At 64.3% G+C, this 18313-nt stretch carries 19 protein-coding genes; 2 read left to right on the top strand and 17 right to left on the bottom strand.

Annotation, left to right across the window (positions count from 1 at the left end):
* Window positions 1-99 precede the first annotated feature (99 nt).
* Entirely contained in the window at window positions 100-720 is a 621-nt protein-coding gene (locus tag C0606_01910) for a hypothetical protein (GenBank protein ID PLX39310.1), read from the bottom strand.
* 168 nt (window positions 721-888) lie between these two features.
* On the opposite strand from C0606_01910, the gene C0606_01905 reads away from it, so the two are divergent.
* The gene (locus C0606_01905) at window positions 889-2301 is read left to right on the top strand and encodes a methylenetetrahydrofolate--tRNA-(uracil(54)-C(5))-methyltransferase (FADH(2)-oxidizing) TrmFO (GenBank protein ID PLX39309.1); all 1413 of its coding nucleotides are present in this window, start codon (window positions 889-891) and stop codon (window positions 2299-2301) included.
* A gap of 18 nt (window positions 2302-2319) precedes the next feature.
* Here the strand turns inward: C0606_01905 and C0606_01900 are convergent, their stop codons facing one another.
* The 5 genes from C0606_01900 to yajC all read right to left on the bottom strand — a co-directional run bounded on the left by C0606_01900 (window position 2320) and on the right by yajC (window position 6660).
* Window positions 2320-3174 carry a phytoene/squalene synthase family protein gene (locus C0606_01900; GenBank protein ID PLX39308.1) on the bottom strand — a complete coding sequence of 285 codons (855 nt, stop codon included), beginning with the start codon at window positions 3172-3174 and terminating at the stop codon, window positions 2320-2322.
* Between the two features lie 106 nt (window positions 3175-3280).
* Window positions 3281-3679 carry a hypothetical protein gene (locus C0606_01895; GenBank protein ID PLX39307.1) on the bottom strand — a complete coding sequence of 133 codons (399 nt, stop codon included), beginning with the start codon at window positions 3677-3679 and terminating at the stop codon, window positions 3281-3283.
* Between the two features lie 5 nt (window positions 3680-3684).
* On the bottom strand, window positions 3685-4632 hold the full coding sequence (secF, locus tag C0606_01890) for a protein translocase subunit SecF (GenBank protein PLX39306.1): 948 nt from the start codon (window positions 4630-4632) through the stop codon (window positions 3685-3687).
* A 29-nt stretch (window positions 4633-4661) separates the two neighbouring features.
* Window positions 4662-6272 carry a protein translocase subunit SecD gene (gene secD / locus C0606_01885; GenBank protein PLX39305.1) on the bottom strand — a complete coding sequence of 537 codons (1611 nt, stop codon included), beginning with the start codon at window positions 6270-6272 and terminating at the stop codon, window positions 4662-4664.
* Window positions 6273-6330: 58 nt separating this feature from the next.
* The gene (gene yajC / locus C0606_01880; protein ID PLX39304.1) at window positions 6331-6660 is read right to left on the bottom strand and encodes a preprotein translocase subunit YajC; all 330 of its coding nucleotides are present in this window, start codon (window positions 6658-6660) and stop codon (window positions 6331-6333) included.
* A 268-nt stretch (window positions 6661-6928) separates the two neighbouring features.
* On the opposite strand from yajC, the gene C0606_01875 reads away from it, so the two are divergent.
* A complete protein-coding gene (locus C0606_01875) occupies window positions 6929-7768 on the top strand; it encodes an AAA family ATPase (GenBank protein PLX39656.1) in 840 nt (279 codons plus the stop codon).
* Window positions 7769-7831: 63 nt separating this feature from the next.
* On the opposite strand, the gene C0606_01870 is transcribed toward C0606_01875, so the two are convergent.
* The 11 genes from C0606_01870 to C0606_01820 all read right to left on the bottom strand — a co-directional run bounded on the left by C0606_01870 (window position 7832) and on the right by C0606_01820 (window position 18214).
* Window positions 7832-9442 carry a peptidase M23 gene (locus C0606_01870; protein ID PLX39303.1) on the bottom strand — a complete coding sequence of 537 codons (1611 nt, stop codon included), beginning with the start codon at window positions 9440-9442 and terminating at the stop codon, window positions 7832-7834.
* Window positions 9443-9598: 156 nt separating this feature from the next.
* The gene (locus tag C0606_01865; protein ID PLX39302.1) at window positions 9599-10282 is read right to left on the bottom strand and encodes a protein-L-isoaspartate O-methyltransferase; all 684 of its coding nucleotides are present in this window, start codon (window positions 10280-10282) and stop codon (window positions 9599-9601) included.
* A 42-nt stretch (window positions 10283-10324) separates the two neighbouring features.
* Window positions 10325-11083 carry a 5'/3'-nucleotidase SurE gene (locus C0606_01860; protein PLX39301.1) on the bottom strand — a complete coding sequence of 253 codons (759 nt, stop codon included), beginning with the start codon at window positions 11081-11083 and terminating at the stop codon, window positions 10325-10327.
* A gap of 11 nt (window positions 11084-11094) precedes the next feature.
* On the bottom strand, window positions 11095-12375 hold the full coding sequence (locus C0606_01855; protein PLX39300.1) for a serine--tRNA ligase: 1281 nt from the start codon (window positions 12373-12375) through the stop codon (window positions 11095-11097).
* A 175-nt stretch (window positions 12376-12550) separates the two neighbouring features.
* Window positions 12551-13375, bottom strand: a complete 825-nt coding sequence (gene tatC / locus C0606_01850; protein PLX39299.1) for a twin-arginine translocase subunit TatC — start codon at window positions 13373-13375, stop codon at window positions 12551-12553.
* Window positions 13372-13899, bottom strand: coding sequence for a twin-arginine translocase subunit TatB (tatB, locus tag C0606_01845; GenBank protein PLX39298.1), 528 nt, complete (start codon window positions 13897-13899; stop codon window positions 13372-13374). The genes tatC and tatB overlap by 4 nt, the downstream gene beginning before the upstream one ends.
* A gap of 55 nt (window positions 13900-13954) precedes the next feature.
* On the bottom strand, window positions 13955-14191 hold the full coding sequence (locus C0606_01840; GenBank protein PLX39297.1) for a twin-arginine translocase TatA/TatE family subunit: 237 nt from the start codon (window positions 14189-14191) through the stop codon (window positions 13955-13957).
* 282 nt (window positions 14192-14473) lie between these two features.
* On the bottom strand, window positions 14474-15565 hold the full coding sequence (locus C0606_01835) for an ABC transporter ATP-binding protein (GenBank protein ID PLX39296.1): 1092 nt from the start codon (window positions 15563-15565) through the stop codon (window positions 14474-14476).
* A 58-nt stretch (window positions 15566-15623) separates the two neighbouring features.
* Entirely contained in the window at window positions 15624-16301 is a 678-nt protein-coding gene (gene scpB, locus C0606_01830) for an SMC-Scp complex subunit ScpB (protein ID PLX39295.1), read from the bottom strand.
* Complete coding sequence (locus tag C0606_01825) at window positions 16298-17155, bottom strand: segregation/condensation protein A (GenBank protein ID PLX39294.1); 858 nt, start codon at window positions 17153-17155, stop codon at window positions 16298-16300. The genes scpB and C0606_01825 overlap by 4 nt, the downstream gene beginning before the upstream one ends.
* A 36-nt stretch (window positions 17156-17191) precedes the next feature.
* Window positions 17192-18214, bottom strand: coding sequence for a beta-N-acetylhexosaminidase (locus tag C0606_01820; GenBank protein PLX39293.1), 1023 nt, complete (start codon window positions 18212-18214; stop codon window positions 17192-17194).
* Window positions 18215-18313: the final 99 nt, after the last annotated feature.

Here is an 18313-nt window from a genome sequence, read left to right as displayed (position 1 = left end):
CGCCCGCGACAGGTTGCCGGCTGCCGGCGGAACGTCACGTCACGCTGGCAGAGCCCGGCGGCAGGCCGCCGGCCGTGCAAAACACTGTTCCGCTATCGGCTAGCTGCTGGAACGCGACGCGAACCAGTCATCGAGGGCCATTACGTCAGGACTATGGCCATTGGCGCGGGGCCAGGAATCGATTGCATAGGCCGTGCCGGTCGTCTTTTCGACCACCACCGCGGTGGCGTGCGGGTAGCGCCCGTCGAGGAAAAAACCACGCGCCACCGGCGTCGTGACGCGATGGTGCTTGAGCCATCCGCGTTTCTCGGCAAGCTTCAACAGACTCGTCGTGTTGGTCGCCTCGTCGATGCAGTCCATCTGACCGCGCACGCCCGCGCCGGAAGCATCGAAACCGCCGATATCGTTGGCCGAACCGACAATCGGGGCGACGCGCTTTTCGGCCCAGGCGACGGCCTTGGCCATGGCCGCGCGTTCCGCTTTCGGCGAGCGTCCTCCACCGGCCAGCATGCGGCGAATTTTTGTGAGGTCTTTGTCAGAGTATTGAAACGGGGTGCGCCAATAACAGCCGAAACCGTGACAGATCACGACGCGGGTGTGGGTCGGTTCGGCGGCGCCATGGGTCGCATACCAGGCTTTCGCCTTGCCGCTGCTCTGCCCGGCACAGCCGGCGGCAAGGACGGACGTCGCCAGTGCGACAATGATCGTGGGAAGCCGCATTAAATTGTCCCGAATCGATACAGTCTTCGAGAAACTAGTGGATTCCCGCCAACGAGCAAACCAACGCTTCCGTGAAGGGCGCCGGAATTCGCGCGGCAACCGCGAAAAATCTGGCGTTTTCGCGCAATAACCTTTCCCCGCCCGCACCGCTTGGTCTAGAGGAAGGCCATGACAGATGACACCATCACCCTCCCCGAGCCGGTTCATGTGATCGGCGGCGGCCTCGCCGGTTCCGAAGCCGCCTGGCAGATCGCCGAGGCCGGCGTTCCCGTCGTCCTGCACGAGATGCGCGGCGTGCGCGCGACCGAGGCGCACAAGACCGACGGGCTTGCTGAACTGGTCTGCTCGAACTCGTTCCGCTCCGACGACGCGTCGGCCAACGCGGTAGGCCTGTTGCACGAGGAAATGCGCCGGGCCGGATCGCTGATCATGCGCGCAGGCGACGCCCATGCGGTTCCGGCCGGCAGTGCGCTCGCGGTCGATCGCGACGGCTTTTCGCAAGCGGTCACCCAAGCACTCGCGGACCACCCGCTGGTCACGATCGAGCGCGAAGAAATCGCCGGCCTGCCGCCTGCCGACTGGTCGTCGGTCATCATCGCGACGGGGCCGCTGACGGCCCCTGCCCTTGCCGAAGCGATCCGGGACGAAACCGGCGAAGACGAACTCGCCTTTTTCGACGCGATCGCACCGATCGTGCATTTTGACAGCGTCGACATGGACAAGGCGTGGTTCCAGTCGCGCTACGACAAGCCGGGCCCGAGCGGCACGGGCGCGGACTACATCAACTGTCCGCTCGACCAGGAGCAGTACGAGGCCTTCATCGACGCGCTGGTTACTGGCGACAAGACCGAGTTCCGCGACTGGGAGAAGGACACGCCCTATTTCGACGGCTGTCTGCCGATCGAGGTGATGGCCGAACGCGGCCGCGAAACGCTGCGCCACGGGCCTATGAAGCCGGTCGGGCTGACCAATCCGCACCAGCCCGATATCAAGCCCTACGCGGTGGTTCAACTGCGCCAGGACAACGCGCTAGGCACGCTCTACAACATGGTCGGTTTCCAGACGAAGCTGAAATACGGTGGCCAGACCGACGTGTTCCGCATGATCCCGGGGCTGGAGAACGCCGAATTCGCCCGCCTCGGCGGCCTCCACCGCAACACCTTCCTGAACTCGCCAAAGCTGCTCGACACCATGCTGCGGCTGAAGAGCCAACCGCGGCTGCGCTTTGCCGGTCAGATCACCGGCTGCGAGGGCTATGTGGAATCGGCCGCCGTCGGCTTGATGGCCGGACGTTTTGCGGCCGCTGAGCGGCTCGGCCGGGAAATCAGCGCGCCGCCGGCCACAACGGCCTTCGGTGCCATTCTCGGCCATATCACCGGTGGCCATATCAACGCCGAGGCTGATGGCGGCCCGCGCTCGTTCCAGCCGATGAACGTCAATTTCGGTCTGTTCCCACCGGTCGAGATCGTCAAACCGGAGGGCGTGAAGCGCTTCCGCGGCAAGGAGAAGGCCCGCGCCAAGAAACTCGCGGTGTGCACACGGGCGCTTGCCGATATCGAGGAATGGCTCAGCGGCCAATAGGCAGGAAGTGCGGGGCGCTCAGCAGCCGCAGCGGGTTGCCGCGCGTGCCGCCTTCCATAGCGTCCATTGGCGTGCCAGAGGCGACAGGACAAGTCTGGTTCCGAACGGATCGTAACCCGACTTCTCCATCCGTTTCAGATAGCGCTCGACGAGGCTGACCTCGAGGAAGACCGGCGCGATCTGTGGCGGTACGCAGCCGATCAGGGCGCGGGTCTTGTCGAGATGGCGACGCGCTTCGCCGCGCAGTTCGGCGAGGGCCGCCGCGATCCCTGGAGTCGTCTTGCCGGCAAATACCTCGGCGCTTTCGACGCCATGGCGCTCCAGCACGTCGCCGGGCAGATAGAGCTGATGGCGGCGGGCGTGGTACGGAAAGGCGACCAGGATGTCCGTGTAGGCGCGTGCCATGCCGGCATGGGCGGCGACCTCAACGACCGACGGATTGCACTCGCCTCCGAGGATGTGAGCGCCGAGCGCGATCAGCGCCGACGATGTCTCGCCGGCATAGCATTCAAGATCGGTGACGCTTGGCATCGGATCGTCGTAGAAATCGAACGACCGTGCCTCGATCAGATCGTGGAACGCGGTGCGCGACAGGCCGAAACGCTCGATGGTGTCGAGCAGCGCGGCGGCAATCGGGTTGGCGCGCACATCGCCATGCTCGGTACCGCCGATGGCGTCGTGCCACCATTGCAGGCGGATTTCGCCGGGCAGCGCATCCGACACCATGTCGCGAATACGGATGATTTCCTGATTGAAGGCGTAAAGCGCAAAGAGATGCGGACGGAACTCGGCCGGCGCGAACAGGCCGGCGATGAACCGGTCGCGATCGCGTGTGCGAACCAAATCAAGGCAATAGGCGTAGGCCGTGTCCATCGTTCTGCGGTGCTGTCCCCGGGGCGCAATCCCCAAACCGTCTTCAAATCCCCGCGCCGCTTGTTGCGGCGTCGTTTTCGCTCACTGATGTAGAGCAAGCGGCCGACTAGTCCACAGCAAGAAATGCACCGGCGACGGCGCGCGCGTCGCCGAGCAGAACGTTGAAGGTTCGCACGGCAGCCCCCGTTGCCATGAACTCCATGCGCACATCGTTCTCACGCAGGAATCTCCGCACTGCCTCGGGCGGCGGCGCGAGATCGTCTCCGGTGCCAATGAACAGGACTTCGATCGCCGCCGCCTCGGCAACGACGCGGTCGAACGCGCCCGGCGCCATCGCTTCCAGCGTCGTCACATCCCAGCCGTAGATACCCGATGGCAGACAGAGCAGCGAACCTCGATGCGACATGTCGGCAAAGCGGAAGCCACCGTCGCCATAGGCGTCCAGCGGTGCCCGTCCCGGGAAATGCGCATCCCGTACGACCAGGCCCTTTGGCTGATCTGTCATGGCTGTCAGGCCGATTCCCCGGTCGCTTCGCCGCCGGCATCGTCGGGCTCGCGGCGATGCTTGGTGCGCAGTCCGAGATAGATCAGTGTCGGCGCGGCGACGAAGATCGAGGAATAGGTACCGACGACCACGCCCCAGATCATGGCGAAGGTGAACGGACGCAGCACCTCGCCACCGAAGATGTAGAGCGAGAACAGCGCGATCAACGTCGTCAACGAGGTCAGCACGGTGCGCGACAGGGTATTGTTGATCGACAGGTCGAGGAGTTCCCCGAGATCCATCTTCTTGTATCGTCGCAAATTCTCTCGCACGCGGTCGTAGACGACCACGGTGTCGTTGAGCGAATAGCCGACGATGGTCAGGATCGCCGCGATACTGGCCAGGCTGAATTCGAGCTGGACGACCGCGAACATGCCGATCGTCAGGATGACGTCGTGCAGTGTCGTCAGCACGGCGCCGACGGCGAACTGCCATTCGAAACGGAACCAGATATAGATCAGCACGGCAAACAGCGAGACGGCAACGGCAATGGTGCCGGCCTGTGCCAATTCGCCCGAGACGCGCGGACCGACGACCTCGGTACGGCGGTAATCGACAGCCTCGCCAAGGGTCTGGCGCACCAGGAAGACAACACGCTGTTGCGCCTCCTCGCCGCCCTCCTGGCGTTCGACTCGGATCAGAACCGTGTCGGGTTCACCGAATTGCTGTACCTGGACATCGCCGAGATTGAGCTCACCAAGCCGGGTACGGATCGCACCGATATCGGCCGGTCCGTCCTTGGTCTGAATCTCGATCAGCGTACCGCCCTGGAAGTCGATGCCGTAGTTGAGATTGAAGGTGAAGAACGCCGCGATCGATCCGATCACCGTGATCACGATCAGGATGTAACCGATGCCGCGCAACCGCATGAACGGGATACGCGTATCGTCGGGAATGAGACGGAGATGCCACATGGTTATTTCCTCGATGTCTCCGCCGCGCCCTAGAGCGGAACCGCTGTCGGGCGGCGCATGCGCACCCACTGGGCAACCAGCAAGCGGGTGAAAGTGAAGGCCGAGAACACCGTAGTCGCGATACCGATGGCCAGCGTCACGGCGAAGCCGCGGATCGGGCCGGAGCCGAGCTGGAACAGGATGATCGCGGCAATCAGCGTGGTGATGTTGGCGTCGAGAATGGTACAGAGCGCCCGCGAGAAACCGGCATCGATGGCATTGATCGCCGAGCGCCCCTGCCGCGATTCCTCGCGTATGCGTTCGTAGATCAGCACGTTGGAGTCGACGGCCATACCCACCGTGAGCACGATACCGGCGATGCCCGGAAGCGTCAGCGTCGCGCCGAGCAGCGACAGCGTGCCGATGATCAGCGTGATGTTGATCATCAGCGCGATGTTGGCAAAAACGCCGAACAGCCCGTAGGCCAGCAGCATGAAGGCGACGACGGCGACAAGGCCGATGATCGCGGCGATTTCACCGGCCGCGACCGAGTCCGAACCAAGGCCCGGACCGATGGTGCGTTCCTCGATGACGGTCAGACGGGCCGGCAACGCACCGGCGCGCAGCAGCACGGCGAGGTCGTTGGCACCTTCAACGGTGAAGTTGCCGGAAATCTGGCCCGAGCCACCGAGGATCGGTTCGCGGATGACCGGCGCCGAGATCACCTCGTCGTCGAGCACGATGGCAAACGGCCGGCCGACATTTTGCTGGGTGACCAGACCGAACTTGCGCGCGCCCGAGGTGTTGAAGCGGAAAGTGACGACCGGTTCGTTGGTCTGCGGATCGAAGCTCGTCTGCGCATCGACCAGTTCGTCACCGGTCAGGAGCGGCGCGCTTTCGACTACGTAGGGCCGCGGCGGATCGTCGGTCGAATACATCACGCTACGGCCCGGAGGCGCACCTGCGTCGATCGCCTGTTCCGGCTCGATGGTCACATCGACCATGTGGAAGGTGAGCTGCGCGGTCTGGCCGATGATGTCCTTCAGCCGCTGCGGGTTCTGCTCGCCCGGCGCCTCGACCAGGATTCGATCATCGCCCTGACGCTGGATACTCGGTTCGGTGGTGCCGAGTTCGTCGATACGGCGGCGGATGACTTCGATCGACTGGGAGACGATGCCGCGCACCCGGTTCGAGAAGCCCTCGTCGGTGAAGTTGAAGCGAGCAAGGCCGTTGTCGTCGACCTCAAACTCGAACTCGTCTACCGGATCGCCGCCGAACAGCGCCGAAACCAACGTATTGCGCAGCGGCGCCAGTCGCTTGCGGGCTTCATCGAGACGCTCGACGTCGCGGATGCGGACCTGAACCGCATCGCCCTGGATACCGAGGCCGGTGTAGCCGATACGCGGCTTTTCGCGCAGTGCCGAGCGGATGTCGCCGACCAGCGTCTCAAGGCGTTTTTCGGCGAAGTTCTCGCGGTCGACCTGATAGAGCAGATAGGCACCGCCCTGCAGGTCGAGGCCGAGCACCAGCTGCCGGCCCGGCAGCCAGTCCGGCCAGCTGTTGACCGTATCCTTGGAAAAGAAGTTCGGCGCCGTCGTCAGGAAACCGACCACGGCGACGAGCACGATAAGAATGATCTTCCAGCGGGCGAAATAGAGCATGCTCGTACGGTCTCAGCGCCTTTTGGCCGCCGCTCACGTAGCGGCAGCGATAAGCAGGTCAGTCGTTGGCGGGCTCGCCCTTCGACCGGACTTCGGAAATCATGCTGCGCACGATGCGGATCTTCACGCCTTCGGCAACTTCCAGCAGGACTTCCTGATCGTCGACGACCTTCGACACCTTGCCAATGAGGCCGCCGCCGGTCACCACCGTATCACCACGGCGCAGCGCGTTCACCATCGCCTGATGTTCCTTGGCGCGCTGGCGCTGCGGACGGATGATGAGGAAATACATGATCACGAAGATCAGGACGAAAGGCAGAATGCTCAGCAGAAGGTCGCCGCCGGGCTGTGCCCCCGCGCCCTGCGCAAAAGCCGGTGTCACGAACATGAACCGCTCCCTGGGTTGTTCCTTGATATGACCGGAGACGCTTTCCGCCTGTTGCGGCAAACGTCCGTGACCGGTGCAACGAAAGTCGCGCGGACTATAACGGCCATGTAGGGCTTTGCAAGCCAAGACGCAATCGGCGTTTTGCGCCTTTCTCGGCATATGTTAGAGCGAGCACCGCAAGTCCGTCAGCGAAGCGGACGCCGGGACCCGAGGGAACAACGCATTGAAAAAGAAAACCCGCACCGCAATTCTCGACAGGCTCGACCGGATGCTCGCCCTTTTCGAGCGCGCCGTGCCGCCGGCACCCGCGTCGATCGATTTCGAGGCTGCCGACGCCTTCGTCTGGCACCCCTCCCCGCTGCGCTTCCAGCCGGTGCTCAAGGTCAACCGGGTCGAGATGACGCTGCTCAAGGGCATCGAGCGCAACCGCGATACGCTCTTGACCAACACGGATCGCTTCGCGCGCGGCCTGCCGGCCAACAATGCGCTCCTGTGGGGCGCGCGCGGCATGGGCAAGTCGTCGCTGATCAAGGCCGCTCAGGCAACCGTCAACGCGCAACTTGCCGCCGAGACCGGCAGCGCGCCGCTGAAGCTGATCGAAATTCACCGCGAGGACATCGACACTCTGCCCGAGTTGATGACGGTCCTGCGCGAGGCGCCGTTCCGCTTCATCGTCTTCTGCGACGACCTCTCGTTTGACGGCGACGACACGTCGTACAAGTCGCTCAAGGCGGTTCTGGAGGGCGGTATCGAGGGCCGGCCGACGAATGTGATCTTCTACGCCACCTCGAACCGGCGCCACCTGTTGCCGCGCGACATGATGGAGAACGAACGCTCGACCGCGATCAATCCGGGCGAAGCGGTCGAGGAGAAAGTGTCGTTGTCGGATCGTTTCGGGCTGTGGATCGGTTTCCACCGCTGCAGCCAGGACGAATATCTCGCCATGGTGCGCGGCTATGTCGAGCATTTCAAACTGCCGATCGAAGACGATGCGCTTCGTGCCGAGGCGCTCGAATGGGCGACCACGCGCGGCTCCCGTTCGGGCCGTGTGGCCTGGCAGTTCGTACAAGAGATTGCGGGGCGGCTCGGTTCCTCGCTTGGCGAGTGAGCCGCCCCGCCTTCTCGATCAGCTCGTTTCGCGGGGTCTAACTGGGCTGACCGATGTCCGTGATCAGCTTCCGGCCAGATAAGGCTGCGGGTCGACCGGGCGCGAACCCTGGCGCAGTTCGAAGTGCACCTGAGGCTGCGATACCGTACCGGTGGCGCCGGCACGGGCGATGATTTCGCCACGGCGGACCGTATCGCCACGGCGCACGATCAGTTCGCTGTTGTGACCGTAGGCAGTCACCCAGCCGCCGGAGTGGCGGACCAGAACCAGATTGCCGTAGCCCTTCAGCTCATTGCCCGAATAGATGACGACGCCATCTTCGGCGGCCTTGACCGATGTGCCTTCCGGCACGGCCAGATTGATACCGTCATTGCGTTCGCCGTTCGGCTTGTCGCCGAAGCCGGAAATGACGCGGCCGCGGACCGGCCAGCGGAAGGACGGACCGCCCTTCGCGGCCTGCGAACCGGTCGCCATCGACCCGCTATCGCTGTCGTCGCTGGCGGTGGCGCGCACACTGCCGGTCGTGACCGGATCGGGATCGAGCGCGGCAACACGCTGGGTCGCTGCCGGAGTCGCTTCCGCTTTCGGCGGAGCAGGTTTGCGCGGCGGCAGGCTGGCGACCACGGTCGGTTTCGTCGTGCTGGCGTTTTCCGTGATTGCGGGCGGCATCGGCTGTGATGTCGCGGCGGACGAAGCGACCGACGTGGAGCCGGCGGCCGGAATGCGCAAACGTTGGCCGATGCGGATTGCGTTGCGATCCTCAATGCCGTTGGCTGCCTGGAGGTCGCGGCTCGACAGGCCGTAACGGGCGGCGATACCGGACAGGCTCTCGCCCGACTGGACTGTGTGATAGCCACCGGCGGAGGCCACCGTGGACGACGGCTGGATCGGAGTTGCGGTGCGCACGGCACCCGGCTTGGCGAGCGGGCGCGGCGCGGCCGAGGCGCCACCGACAGAACCGGTGGTGATCATATCGGGCTGCTGGGTGGGCGTGCTACGTGCCGGAGCATTGGCGTAGGACGTCGCACCCTGTACGTAGGTCGGAATCAGCACCTGCTGGCCGGCGACAAGCTGCGTACGTTCGTTGAGGCCCGGATTGGCCGAGGCGATCGCGCTGGCCGGAACGCCATAGCGGCGCGACATGGTCGAAACGCTCTCGCCCTGGCGGGCGACAACCATGGTTCCGCCGGTCGACGACCAACCGCCCTTCGAGGAGGCAGCGGGCGACGCGGCAGCGACCGGTGCGGCGGGCGCCGACGGGACAGACGACGTCACTGGCTCAGGCGGCAGCGACGGCGGATTGTAGATCGAGATCGACGAATTCATGCCCGAAGGCGCGGGTGTCGTCGGCGCGGACGGGCTCGCGACGGGCGGCAACGATGAACGGGAGACCGAAGCCGTGGGCGCTGCAGGCGCAGCCGGCGTCGACGCCGGTTTGACCGAGCCGGTGATGACCTCGTCGTAGGTCGGGCTGGTCTTCGGCTGGCTCGAAACAATCCGCTTCTGGTTGGATGTCGAGCCGGTCAGAATGTCGTCGGCAAAGCGGGACATGTCATTGCTGCAACCAGCCCCCATGCCGGCGATAAGCGCGACAAAGGCCACCTGGGAAAGCACCCGCGACCGCTCAATCTTTTTTGACCCAAACATCGGCCTACTCACGTCGAACTGAAACATCAACGTGATTAAACGCCGGTAACGTTGATAAAGGTTTAAGCGCAGCCCTGCGGTTGCGGAAAACCGCTCATATCTCAGGCGGGATTGCGGCGAATGCCGTTCAAGCCATTGTGAGTGCGTGACTTTGCCAGCAAGTGCTTTTTCGCCGTGAGGCGGTTACATGCGCGCGGCAACGCCGGGGATCATCGGCACGAAGCGCACCAGACAAAGCTCCTCGGCGTCAAAATGGGAGCCGCGCCGGATCACCCGCAACAGCCGCTGAACTCCTCCCGGCGAACCGACCGGCAGCACCATGATGCCGCGGCTGACCAGCTGCATGACCAGCGTCTCGGGCACTTCAGGCGCGGCGGCGGTAACGATGATGCGGTCGAACGGCGCCTTGTCGGGCAAACCCTCGAAACCGTCGCCGTGCACCAGGGTGACATTGTCGATACGCAGCGTGGCGAGCCGCTGGGCGGCGAGTTCCCGCAACGTCTTGAACCGCTCGATCGAGTAGACATGCTCGACCAGCTTGGCGAGCACCGCCGTCTGATAACCGGAGCCCGTACCGATCTCCAGCACCCGGTGATGCGCCTCAAGACCAAGTGCCTCTGTCATCTGTGCGACGATGGACGGCGCGGAAATGGTCTGGCCGCAGTCGATCGGCAGCGCCCGGTCGATATAGGCGAGATCGTGGTTTTCCGCGTCGAGGAACAATCGCCGCGGGATCTGCTCGATCGCCGACAGCACCCGATGATCTCGGATACCTTGCGAGCGCAATTGCAGAATGAGTGCCGCCAGCCGAACGCGGTCCTGCTCGGTAACCTCACCGATTGGATAGCGATCCGAATTGTCCGTCATGGGGTCAACCCGCCTCTGCCCTACAGTGCCGGACCGGCCCGATCAGCCGAACGTCCGGCCAAGACGTTCCTTCATATCATAGGCGGTGAGATCGAGCCGCAAGGGCGTGATGGAGATCCGGCCCTCCTGCAGCGCGACGAGATCGGTGCCGGAGCGGTTTTCCATCGGCTGGCGGCGGTAGGCGAGCCAGTAGTAGGGGAAGCCGCGCCCATCACGACGCTCGTCGACGAACAGGCCGTGGGTCAGCCGTCCCTGGTCGGTCACTTCCGCGCCTTTGACGCCGCCGACGCTGACGTTGGGGAAATTGACGTTGACGAGAACGCCGCGCTCAAGCCCCGAGGCGAGAACCTGTCGGATAACCTCCGGCCCGTGCTCCTCGGCGATCCCCCAGGGCACCACCCGCTCGCCGTCCCAGTCGTAGGCCTGGCTCAGCGCGATCGAGGGAATGCCGAGCATGGTCCCTTCCATGGCACCGGCAACTGTGCCCGAATAGGTGATGTCGTCGGCGACGTTCTGACCGGAATTGACGCCGGAAAGAATGAGGTCCGGGCGCTTTTCGGCGAGCACTTCGCGCACGCCCATGATGACGCAATCGGTCGGCGTGCCGCGCAGCGCGAAGCGCCGTTCCGAGAGGTGGCGCAGGCGCAACGGATCGCTCAGCGTCAGCGAGTGCGACAGCCCGCTCTGGTCGGTTTCAGGCGCGACGACCCAGACGTCATCGGACAGTTTCGCGGCGATGCGCTCCATGACGCCGAGGCCCGGCGCGTTGATGCCATCGTCATTGGTGATGAGAATGCGCATGGGTCCGTCCGTCAACCTCGTTCAATCCGCTCGACGCCGGCCATATAGGGCTTCAGCGCATCCGGCACGGTGATCGAGCCGTCGGCGTTCTGGTAGTTTTCCATCACGGCGATCAGCGCACGGCCAACCGCGATGCCCGAGCCGTTCAAGGTGTGCACGTAATTCACGCCCTTGCCTTCGGCCGGACGATAGCGCGCGCTCATGCGGCGGGCCTGAAAGTCACCGCAGACCGAGCAGCTCGAAATCTCGCGATAGGTGTTCTGGCCCGGCAGCCAGACCTCGATGTCGTAGGTCTTGCGCGAGGCAAAGCCCATGTCGCCGGTGCACAGCGTCACAACCCGGTAATGCAGGCCGAGGCGCTTCAGCACCTCCTCGGCGCAGCCGACCATGCGGTCGAGTTCGCCGACGGAGTCCTCGGCTCGGGTGATCGACACCATCTCGACCTTGTCGAACTGGTGCTGACGCAGCATGCCGCGCACGTCGCGCCCGGCGGAGCCCGCCTCGGAACGGAAGCACGGGGTCAGCGCCGTCACGCGGATCGGAAGTTCAGATTCGTCGAAAATGGTCTCGCGCGCCAGATTGGTCAGCGGTACTTCCGCGGTCGGAATGAGCCAGCGCCCATCGGTGGTCTGAAACAGATCCTCGGCGAATTTCGGCAACTGCGCGGTACCGTAGGCGGCATCGTCGCGCACCAGCAGCGGCGGAACGATTTCGGTGTAGCCGTTCTCCAGCGTCTGCAGGTCGAGCATGAACTGGGCGAGCGCGCGGTGCATCCGGGCGATACCGCTTTTCAGCACGACGAAGCGCGAGCCGGCGATCTTGGCCGCGATCTCGAAATCCATCAGGCCAAGGCCCTCGCCGAGCTCGAAATGCTGCTTCGGCTCGAAATCGAACACGGGCACGGTGCCGTGCTTGTGGTGCTCGACATTCGCGCTCTCGTCGGGACCGACCGGCACTTCATCGAGCGGCAGGTTCGGGATCGCGGCAAGCCGCTCGTCGAGCGCGGCGTTGAGACGGCGCTCCTCGTCTTCCCCGCCCTGGATGAAGGCCTTGATCTCGGCGACCTCGTCGATCAGCGCCTGGGCGCGCTCGTTGTCGCCGGAGCCCTTCGCCTTGCCGATCTCCTTGGAGGCCGCATTTCGGCGTTCCTGCGCCTCCTGCAGTTTCTGGACATGGGCGCGGCGCGCCTCGTCGAGTGTCAGCACCTCGGCCGAAAGCGGCGCCATGCCCCGCTTGGCAAGGCCGGCGTCAAAGGTCTCGGGGTTTTCGCGAATCCACTTGATATCGAACATTTGCGCTCATTTGGCGGAGTTCCGCTCCACCGATCCTTCGCTACGGAACCACCCACCGATGAATGCGGAGAGCCGTTCCGACAGATTGCAATTCATGACGGCACAGTCGCGGTGGTTACGCGACTGCACTGGACGACAGACGTCAAACGAAGACGGAACGGGAAGCAGGGTCCGGTTACGGACCCGAATTGGCTTCTGCTTCTGCTTCTGCTTCTGCTTCTGCTTCGGCTTCCGCCTCGGCGCGGCGGCGCTCGACCATCCGGACGGCCAGGATGGAGAATTCGTAGAGAAGCAGGGTTGGGATCGCAAGCCCGATCTGGCTGATCGGATCGGGGGGCGTCAGAATGGCCGCGGCGGCAAACGTCATCACGATGGCGTATTTGCGCTTCTTCTTCAGCCCTTCGGAATCCGTCAATCCGGCCCGCGCCAGAAGCGTCAGCACAACCGGCAGCTGGAACACCAGGCCGAAGGCAAACAGCAGCGTCATGATCAGCCCGAGATATTCCGACACCCTCGGCAGGTGTCGAATCACGGCCTTGCCATCGCCACCGGTCTGTTCCATGCCGAGGAAGAACTGCATGGCGAGCGGCATAATAACGAAATAGACCAGCGCCGCGCCTGCCATGAACAGAAGCGGCGTCGCGATCAGATATGGCAGGAACGCGCTACGCTCGTGCTTGTAGAGGCCGGGCGCGACGAACATGTAGATCTGCGAGGCGATCACCGGGAAGGCCAGGAACAACGCGCCGAACAGAGCGAGCTTCAGCTGGGTGAAGAAATATTCCTGCGGCGCGGTGTAGATCAGCTCGATATGGCGCTCGGCGCCGGCTGCCCGCTCATAGGGAACGACGAGAATATTGAAGATCGTGTCGGCGACGATGAAGCACGCGACGAAGGCGATCGCCAGCGCAATCACCGACCAGAACAGGCGCTGGCGAAGTTCGATCAGATGCTCGATCAGCGGAGCCTTCGAGGATTCGATATCGTCTTCGCTGCTCATGCCTTGGCCTCATCCCCGGCCGGCGATGCGGCTTCGGCCTTGTCCGCCGCGGGCGCGGCAACCTTGATATCAGCGGTATCGGAAGCGGCGTCGGCAACCGTCGGCGTCGGCAATTCTGTCTCCGCCGGCTTGGAAGCGGTATCCGTCGCCGTCTTGTCAGCGGCACTGTCGGCCGCCGGCTTCGGCGTTTCCGGCGGTGTGCGGAAAGTGGTCACGCCCGCCTCGTCGTCATCGTCGTCGAAGGCGTTCAGCGGGTTGAGCTGCTTCACGTCCTCCTTCAGATCGGCAAGCGGCGAAGCCTTGTTGATGTCGTCGACGGTCTTCTTCAGATCGGCGACATCTGCCTGACGCTCGGCTTCCTTCAGGGCGTCGTTGAACTGCCCCTGAAACTCGTTGGCCATGCGGCGAAGCTTGCCGACCGTCTGGCCGAACGTGCGCAGCATGCGCGGCAGGTCTTTCGGACCCACGACGAGAATGGCCACCATTGCGATGACCAGAAGCTCGGTCCAGCCGATATCGAACATGGATGCCTGCCGTTTCTAAAGGACCTGCCGGTCTCAACCGATCACAAAGCGGGGCTCAGCCCGCCTTGCTCTGGTCCTCGGCCTTGTTCATCGAAACGGTGTCGCCGGACTTGTGCTCGATGGTCTTGGAAGACGCATCGGCCGTCGTATCGTCGTCAGGCTCGTTGAGGCCCTTCTTGAAGCTCTTGATGCCCTTGGCGACATCGCCCATGAGCTCCGAGATCTTGCCGCGACCGAACAACAGCACGACCACCACCGCGATGATGACGATTTGCCAGATACCAATGGACATTTAACGCTCTCTCCTCACTGTGTACGCGCGCTGTCGGGCCGGCACTATCGCAGAAAGCCCCTGGCGTCGCAACACGCCCACTCCCCCGCGCAGCGTGATCAAAAGGACTCATATCCCCGACCCGCATCCACGCATTGACTTTTGACGACTCCGCAAACGCCGCATGGGTTTGCGCGTGTTTGTTCTCATTTTGATGACGTCATGCGCCGGTCGTCGCTTTCCGGCACCGAAAGCTGCGCGTCGCAGCCCGTCCCCGGTGCATACCTATGTCCGACGCGGCACTTATTCCAGAGGAAAAATGTAGACACCCTGTCTCGACACGTCGACCGAGACGGTATCTCCGACCTCGAAAATCGCCCCGCGCAGGCGCGCGTTGAGCGGACGGTCGAGCCCCGCAATCGAGACTTCGAACAGGTCGACCTCGCCAAGGAACCGCTTCTTGGTCACCGTTCCCGCAACGCCTTCGGCATCGCCGCGCAGGACCACGTCCTGCGGCCGGACGCAAACCTGCACGCGGGTTCCGTCAGCGAGGTTCTCGGTCGCGAAGGTGCCGACCGGCGTTTTGACATACCCATTCCTGACGATGGCGGTGATCTCGTCCAAGTCGGAAAAGAAGCGCGCGACAAAGAGATCGCGCGGCTGGTAGTAGAGCTCCTCGGCGCTACCGACCTGGACAATCTCGCCGCCGCGCATCAGCGCGATGCGATCGCCCATGCGCATCGCTTCTTCCGGATCATGGGTGACGACGATGCAGGTCGCGCCGGTCGCGGCGAGAACCGACAGGGTTTCGTCGCGAACGCTTTCGCGCAGCCGCCGGTCGAGGCCGGAGAACGGCTCGTCCATCAACAGGACCCCCGGACGCGGGGCCACGGCGCGGGCGAGCGCCACGCGTTGCTGTTCGCCGCCCGACAACGCGTGCGGATAATCATCCGCGTAGGTTTCCAGCCCGACGCGGGCGAGCGCGTGCCGTCCATCGCGGAGCGCTTCGGCGCGCGGCGTACCCGCCAGGCCGAAAACGACGTTGTCCAGGATGGTGAGATGCGGAAACAGCGCATAGTCCTGAAACATCAGGCCGATGCCGCGCTTTTCCGGCGGCAGGAAAACGCCCGACGCCGCGACTTCGCGGTCATCGACCAGAATGCGGCCGGCCTTTTGCCGTTCGATGCCGGCAGCGATGCGCAACAAGGTGGTCTTGCCGCAACCCGAATGGCCGAGCAGGCACAGCACCTCGCCTGCCTTGACGGTGAGGCTGACATCGCGCACCGAGGCGAGGCCGTCATAATCGTGGCTGACGTGATCGAAGGTCAGGCTGACGCCGCCCGCGTTTCGGGTTTCATCGTCCGACCGGTCCGCCGTCTTCGCCGCAGCGCTCATGGTTCATTCCTCGCTCCGAAGAGCTTAATTGAGATTCACTCGCAACAAGGAGAGACCTTTAGCGCTCTTCCGGCTCCGCGTCGAGAGGGGCGAGGTCAAGCATGCCCTCGTCCAGCGGGTCCTCATCGTCGCGCAGCGCCGAGTCGTCGCTCGGAACGGGGATTCCGAGATCGGCGGGCATGCCGGAATCGAGCAGGCCGGCGCCCTTCAACTCATCCATGCCGGGCAGATCACGGATCATCGCCAGACCGAAATGATCGAGGAAGGCCGGCGTCGTGCCGTAGGTCACCGGGCGGCCGGGTGTCCTGCGGCGGCCGCGCATACGCACCCAGCCGGTTTCCATCAGCACGTCGAGCGTGCCCTTGGCCGCCGAGACGCCGCGCACTTCCTCGATTTCGGCGCGGGTGACCGGCTGATGATAGGCGATGATGGCAAGCGTCTCGAGCGCGGCCCGCGACAGCTTGCGCGGCTCGATTACTTCCTTGGCGAGCAGGAAGGCGAGATCGGGCGCGGTGCGAAATGCCCATTTCTCGGCGACGTAAGTCAGGTTGACGCCGCGCGAGGCGTACACCGTCTGCAACTCGCGCAAGAGACCTTCGATGTCGGCTCCCTCGGGCAAGCGTTCACGCAGCACGTCGAGGGACAGCGGCTCGGCGGACGCGAACAGCAGTGCTTCCAGCATGCGCAGGCACTGGCGCCGGTCTTCCGACGAGAGATCGGTTACGTTGTTCATCATCCTTTGCCCCCGTCCTTGCCCTCTTCACCGCGGCCACGCACGTAGAGCGGCGCGAAAGTCCCCGACTGGCGGATTTCCAGAGTCCCGTCCTTGACCAGTTCCAGGCTCGCGGAGAACGAACTCGCGAGGATCGTCGCGCGGTCCTCCGGTTTGCGCAGATAGCGCGTCAGGAAAGTCTCGAGCGGCATCCATTCCGCCGACTTGCCGACCAGCCGCACGAGGATCTCGCGGGCATCCTGCAGCGACCACACGGTGCGCTTGCCGACCTGCATGCGGGTGACGACGGAACGGGCACGCTGCGCCGCGTAGGCCGTCAGTAGTTCGAACAGGTCGACGTCGTAGGCCGCGCGCGGGATATCGTTGATCGCTTCGGGCATGCCGCGGGCGAAGGTGTCGCGGCCAAGGCGGTCGCGGTTCATCAGCTTGGCGGACGCATCGCGCATCGCCTCGAGGCGCCGTAGCCGGAACGCGAGAGCCGCCGCCATTTCCTCCGCACTCGGCTCGTCCTCGTCTTCCTTGACCGGCAGCAGCAGGCGCGACTTCAGATAGGCGAGCCAGGCCGCCATCACGAGATAGTCGGCGGCGATATCGAGGCGCAGGCGGCGCGCTTGCTCGATGAAGACGAGATACTGCTCGGCGAGCGCCAGAATTGAGATGTGCGTCAGGTCGACCTTCTGGCTGCGTGCCAGCATCAGCAACAGATCGAGCGGCCCTTCGAACCCCTCGACATCGATGACCAGCGCGGGATCGTCCGTTGCCCGTTCCTCGAAATCGCCGCCGCCCGACAGGGGCGCGAGCGCGGCATCGTTGCCGGCCTCGCCGTCCGGTGCGTCGGTTTCGGGGGTGTCCGTCATCGTCGTTCCAATTTCACTGGATCCGCCCGACCCCGGTCAGGCGATCCGCGTTGCCTTTTCCAGTTGCTCGGCAAACGCTATCCGCGCCGCTTCGATATCGAGCGCTTCGGGTGCGCGCCGCCGATCGAGCGCGGCGTTGGCGCGGCGGCTTGCTTCGCCGGTCAGTTCCGGCGTTGCCTCGGCAATCGCCCGCATCTCTTCGAAATCGCCGTTGCAGTGAAGCACCAGGTCGCAGCCGGCGGCAAGGGCCGCGCGGGTACGATCCCCGAAATCCCCACCAAGCGCCTTCATCGACAGATCGTCACTCATCAGGCATCCGTCGAAGCCCATCTCGCCGCGAATGATCTCGGAGATGATCCGCGCCGAGGTCGTCGCCGGCGCCGTGTCGAGCGCGCTGTAGACAACATGGGCGGTCATGGCGAGCGGCATGTCGTTGAGCATCTTGAAGGGCGGGAAATCTGTTTCGCGCAAGGTTTCGAGCGGCGTATCCACCCGCGGCAGATCGAGATGGCTGTCGACCATGGCACGGCCGTGGCCGGGGATATGCTTGATCACCGGCAGGACACCGCCCGCGAGCAGGCCTTCCGCCGCGGCGCGCCCGATTGTGGCGATCTTTTTCGGGTCACGCCCGTAGGCGCGGTCGCCGATCACGTCATGGCTTCCCGTCGCCGGCACATCAAGGACCGGCAGGCAATCGACGTCGATGCCAAGCGCATGGAGGTCGGCGGCAATCAGCCGGGCACCGAGGCGAGCCATGGCGAGCCCCTCCTCCGTGTCCATCGCATGCAGAGCGCCATAGACCGCGCCCGGCGGATAGATCGGAGCGAGCGGCGGGCGCAGGCGTTGCACCCGGCCGCCTTCCTGGTCGATGAGAACCGGCGCGGACAGGTCGCCGACGACATCGCGAAACTCGGCAACCAGCTCGCGGATCTGATCGGCATCACGGCAATTGCGGGCAAACAGGATCAGCCCCCACGGCCGCTCGTTGCCGAGGAATGCCTTTTCGTCCTCGCTGAGAGAGAGCCCGGCAACGCCGGTGATAAATGCTTTGGCCGTCATGAGGTTCCTGCCGGACTCAGTGTTCGACCCGCATACTACGCGGAATTGGCCGGCGACAGGCAAGTTTGCAGCGGTTTTCCCCGGAGTGTTGTCCGACCG

It is taken from the genome of Hyphomicrobiales bacterium (assembly GCA_002869065.1).
In the GTDB taxonomy this organism is placed as follows: domain Bacteria; phylum Pseudomonadota; class Alphaproteobacteria; order Rhizobiales; family Rhodobiaceae; genus Rhodobium.
The sequence above is the reverse complement of the archived record's forward strand: the minus strand, read 5'-3'. Positions and strand labels throughout refer to the sequence as shown.

Bases quoted from the DNA above. Each gene is read 5' to 3' on its own strand.
- scpB (PLX39295.1), bottom strand. From the start codon at position 16,301: ATGATGAACAACGTAACCGATCTCTCGTCGGAAGACCGGCGCCAGTGC.
- C0606_01825 (PLX39294.1), bottom strand. From the start codon at position 17,155: ATGACGGACACCCCCGAAACCGACGCACCGGACGGCGAGGCCGGCAAC.
- tatC (PLX39299.1), bottom strand. From the start codon at position 13,375: ATGAGCAGCGAAGACGATATCGAATCCTCGAAGGCTCCGCTGATCGAG.
- yajC (PLX39304.1), bottom strand. From the start codon at position 6,660: ATGTTCGTGACACCGGCTTTTGCGCAGGGCGCGGGGGCACAGCCCGGC.
- C0606_01820 (PLX39293.1), bottom strand. From the start codon at position 18,214: ATGACGGCCAAAGCATTTATCACCGGCGTTGCCGGGCTCTCTCTCAGC.
- C0606_01895 (PLX39307.1), bottom strand. From the start codon at position 3,679: ATGACAGATCAGCCAAAGGGCCTGGTCGTACGGGATGCGCATTTCCCG.
- C0606_01860 (PLX39301.1), bottom strand. From the start codon at position 11,083: ATGCGCATTCTCATCACCAATGACGATGGCATCAACGCGCCGGGCCTC.
- C0606_01840 (PLX39297.1), bottom strand. From the start codon at position 14,191: ATGTCCATTGGTATCTGGCAAATCGTCATCATCGCGGTGGTGGTCGTG.
- C0606_01865 (PLX39302.1), bottom strand. From the start codon at position 10,282: ATGACGGACAATTCGGATCGCTATCCAATCGGTGAGGTTACCGAGCAG.
- C0606_01905 (PLX39309.1), top strand. From the start codon at position 889: ATGACAGATGACACCATCACCCTCCCCGAGCCGGTTCATGTGATCGGC.
- C0606_01910 (PLX39310.1), bottom strand. From the start codon at position 720: ATGCGGCTTCCCACGATCATTGTCGCACTGGCGACGTCCGTCCTTGCC.
- C0606_01875 (PLX39656.1), top strand. From the start codon at position 6,929: ATGCTCGCCCTTTTCGAGCGCGCCGTGCCGCCGGCACCCGCGTCGATC.
- C0606_01900 (PLX39308.1), bottom strand. From the start codon at position 3,174: ATGGACACGGCCTACGCCTATTGCCTTGATTTGGTTCGCACACGCGAT.
- tatB (PLX39298.1), bottom strand. From the start codon at position 13,899: ATGTTCGATATCGGCTGGACCGAGCTTCTGGTCATCGCAATGGTGGCC.
- C0606_01855 (PLX39300.1), bottom strand. From the start codon at position 12,375: ATGTTCGATATCAAGTGGATTCGCGAAAACCCCGAGACCTTTGACGCC.
- secD (PLX39305.1), bottom strand. From the start codon at position 6,272: ATGCTCTATTTCGCCCGCTGGAAGATCATTCTTATCGTGCTCGTCGCC.
- secF (PLX39306.1), bottom strand. From the start codon at position 4,632: ATGTGGCATCTCCGTCTCATTCCCGACGATACGCGTATCCCGTTCATG.
- C0606_01835 (PLX39296.1), bottom strand. From the start codon at position 15,565: ATGAGCGCTGCGGCGAAGACGGCGGACCGGTCGGACGATGAAACCCGA.
- C0606_01870 (PLX39303.1), bottom strand. From the start codon at position 9,442: ATGTTTCAGTTCGACGTGAGTAGGCCGATGTTTGGGTCAAAAAAGATT.